Origin of the sequence: Kitasatospora sp. NPDC087314, from assembly GCF_044744365.1 — a bacterium.
Classification (GTDB): Bacteria; Actinomycetota; Actinomycetes; order Streptomycetales; family Streptomycetaceae; genus Kitasatospora.
In genome coordinates this window covers 1-3,345 of the sequence record NZ_JBIUYE010000045.1, presented here as the reverse complement: position 1 = coordinate 3,345, position 3,345 = coordinate 1, and the positions used below count along the sequence as shown (strand labels likewise).

The window sequence follows — 3,345 nt, the reverse complement described above, 5'->3', positions numbered from 1 at the left end:
GAGGCGCCGTCCTGGTTGACCGCCGAGCCGCGCACCACCGCCAGGACCGGGTGGCCCAGGCGCCGGGCGTCGGAGAGCCGCTCCAGGACGAGCAGGCCGACGCCCTCGCCCCAGCCGGTCCCGTCCGCGTCGGCGGAGAACGCCTTGCACCGTCCGTCGGGGGAGAGGCCGCCCTGCCGGCTGAACTCGATGAACGTCCGGGGAGTCGCCATGACGGTGACACCGCCGACCAGGGCCATGGTGCATTCGCCGTTGCGCAAGGCGCTGCCGGCCAGGTGCATGGCGACCAGGGAGGAGGAGCAGGCGGTGTCGATCGTGACGGCCGGTCCTTCGAGACCGAGTGTGTAGGCGATCCGACCGGACGCCACGCTCGGCGTATTGCCGGTGAGGAGATGTCCCTCGGTGCCCTGCGCGTCGTCGTAGAGCAGCGAGGCGTAGTCCTGGCTGTTGCCGCCCACGAAGACGCCGGTCCGGCTGCCGCGAAGGGACCTCGGGTCGATGCCGGCGCGCTCGAAGGTCTCCCACGCGGTCTCCAGCAGCAGTCGCTGCTGCGGGTCCATCGCCCGTGCCTCGCGCGGCGAGATGCCGAAGAACTCGGCGTCGAACTCCCCCGCGTCGTACAGGAATCCACCCGCGTTCGCGGTGCTGCTGCCCTGCGTGCCGACATCGGACAGCAACGACGCGAGGTCCCAGCCGCGGTCGGTGGGAAAACCGGACACGGCGTCGCCGCCCGTCACCAGAAGCTGCCACAGGTCCTCGGGGGTGCGCACCCCGCCGGGGAAGCGGCATCCGATGCCGACGACGGCCAGCGGCTCGTCCGACAGGGAGATCGGGGCCGCCCTGTCGTCGTCCTGCGGGTCCTCGCCGAACAGCGTCAGCAGGTGGGAGACCAGGCTGGCCGGGTTCGGGTAGTCGAAGACCAACGTGGACGGCAGCGGGACACCGAGAATGGCACCGAGACGGTTGCGCAGTTCCACCGCGGTGAGCGAATCGAAGCCGAGGTCACGGAACGCCCGGTCAGCGGCGACACCGTCGGCCGTGGCGTGCCCCAGCACCGACGCGGCCTCGGACGTGACCGTCGCCAGCAGTCGTGCCCGGAGCTCGGCGCCACCGAGCCCCGAGAACCGGTTCGGGTTCGTGGCCCGCGGTTCTTCGGACGCACTCAGCAGTGCGCGCACCTCCGGCAGGCCGGAGAGCAGGGCACTGGGGCGCGCCGAGGTGAACAGGGGCAGGAAGCTCTCCCACTGCACGTTCGCCACGGTGTGGCAGGGCTCGTCGTCGCCCGTCGCCCGTTCGAGCGCCGCGATCGCGAGATCCGGCTGGATCGGGGGCAGTCCGCGACGACGCATGTGCTCACCCGACTCGCCCTGGGCCATGCCCTCTCCCGCCCAGGGCCCCCAGGCCACCGAGGTCGCGGCAAGGCCACGGTCGCGGCGGTTGCGGGCGATCGCGTCGAGGTGCGCGTTCGCCGCCCCGTACGCCGCCTGCCCGCCGGTGCCCCAGACACCGGACACCGAGGAGAACAGGACGAAGGCATCCAGCTCACGCTCGCCCAACAGCTCGTCGAGATGGGTGGCGCCGGCCGTCTTCGCCCGCACGATCTCGGCGAACTCGTCGATCCCGAGGTCGGCGAGCGGTGTCAGCTGGCCCAGGCCCGCGGCATGCACGACGGCGGTCAACGGCAGCTCCTGCGGCACCGCCGCCAGGAGATCCGCGACGGCCGCACGGTCCGACACGTCACAGGACGCGATGGTCACCCGCGCCCCCGCAGCGGACAGTTCCGCTTCCAGCGCGGCCGCACCCGCGGCCGCCGGCCCACTGCGGCCGACGAGCAGCAGGTGCTCGGCGCCGCGGTCGGCGAGCTGGCGCGCGACGTGTCCACCCAGCGCACCCGTGCCACCGGTGATGAGCACGGTGCCGCGCGGCTGCCACGGCGTACGGGCCGCCGGCGAGTCGTGCGGGGCACGGGTGAGGCGCCGGCCGAAGACCCCTGAAACCCGCAGGGCCAGCTGGTCCTCGCCACTTCCACCGGCCAGGAACGCGGGCAGCCGGGACAGCGTCCGCTGGTCGAGCGTGGCGGGCAGATCGACGAGTCCGCCCCAGCCGTCCGGCCATTCGAGCGCGACCGCGCGCCCCATCCCCCAGAACTGCGCCTGGGCCGGAGCGTGCACCGGTTCGGACCGGCCGATGGATACGGCCCCGCGGGTCAGGCACCACAGCGGCACGGTCGACCCGGCGCGCTGCAGGTTCTGCACCAGGGCGACCGTCGCGGCGAGCCCCCGGGACATCGTCGGGTGGGTGCCGTCGGGCTCGTCGTCGAAAGCCAACAGGGAGACCACACCGGCGACTTCACCATCGTCGGCAGTGACGCGGTCCACCAGCCGGGGCTCGGCCCCGCCGTCACCCAGGGCGGCGAGAACCGCCAGGACATCGGGATGCCCATGCTGCGCGGCGGCCGCGACGACGAGCCAGGTACCGGACAGCCGGCGGGCCTCGACGGTCAGCGGAGCCCAGGTGATGCGGTATCGCCAGGAGTCCACCACGGACTGCTCCCGGTGGCGGCGTCGCCAGTCGGCCAGCGCCGGCAACGCGTCGGAGAGCCGGTCGTGATCCTCTCCCAGCTCACGGGACAGCGCTGGGAGGTTCTGACGCTCGACCGCGTCCCAGAAACGGGACTCGGCAGCATCGACGGTGGAGCCGTCACGCTGCGGCGTCCCGGACTGGTCGAGCCAGTAGCGGGTGTGTTGGAAGGGGTAGGTGGGGAGGGGGGCGTGTCGTGCGCCGGTGTTGGTGAAGTAGGCGTGCCAGTTGACGGGGGTGCCGTGGGTGGTGAGGTGGGCGAGGGCGGTGGTGATGGTGTGGGTTTCGGGTTGGTCTTTTCGGAGGCTGGGGGTGGTGTTGGTGGGGAGGTGGGGGGTGAGGGAGGCGCTGGGGCCGATTTCGAGGTGGGTGTGGGTTTGGGTGTGGGTGATGGCGTCGGTGAAGCGGACGGTGTGGCGGGCGTGGTGGATCCAGTGTTCGGGGTTGGTGTGGTCGATGGGTTGGCCGGTGAGGGTGGAGATGAGGGGGATGGTGGGTGGGGTGAAGGTGAGGTGGCGGATGGTGTCGCGGAGCTGGTCGAGGATCGGTTCCATGAGGGGGGAGTGGAAGGCGTGGGAGACGCGGAGCCAGGTGGTGCGGTGGGTGGGGAGTTTGTCGACGATTTCGGTGAGGGTGGTGTGGTCGCCGGAGAGGACGAGGGAGGTGGGGCTGTTGATGGCGGCGATGTCGACGAGGTGTTCGTGGCCGTGGAGGTGGGGGCGGATCTCGTCTTCGGTGGTGTTGATGGCGACCATGGCGCCGCCT

General features: G+C 71.8%; 1 protein-coding gene. It reads right to left on the bottom strand.

Features of this window, described 5'->3' with window-relative positions; all coding sequences use genetic code 11:
• Positions 1–3,345, bottom strand: a 3,345-nt coding sequence (locus ACIO5E_RS39605; RefSeq protein ID WP_400677564.1) for an SDR family NAD(P)-dependent oxidoreductase, incomplete at both ends; no start/stop codon positions are given.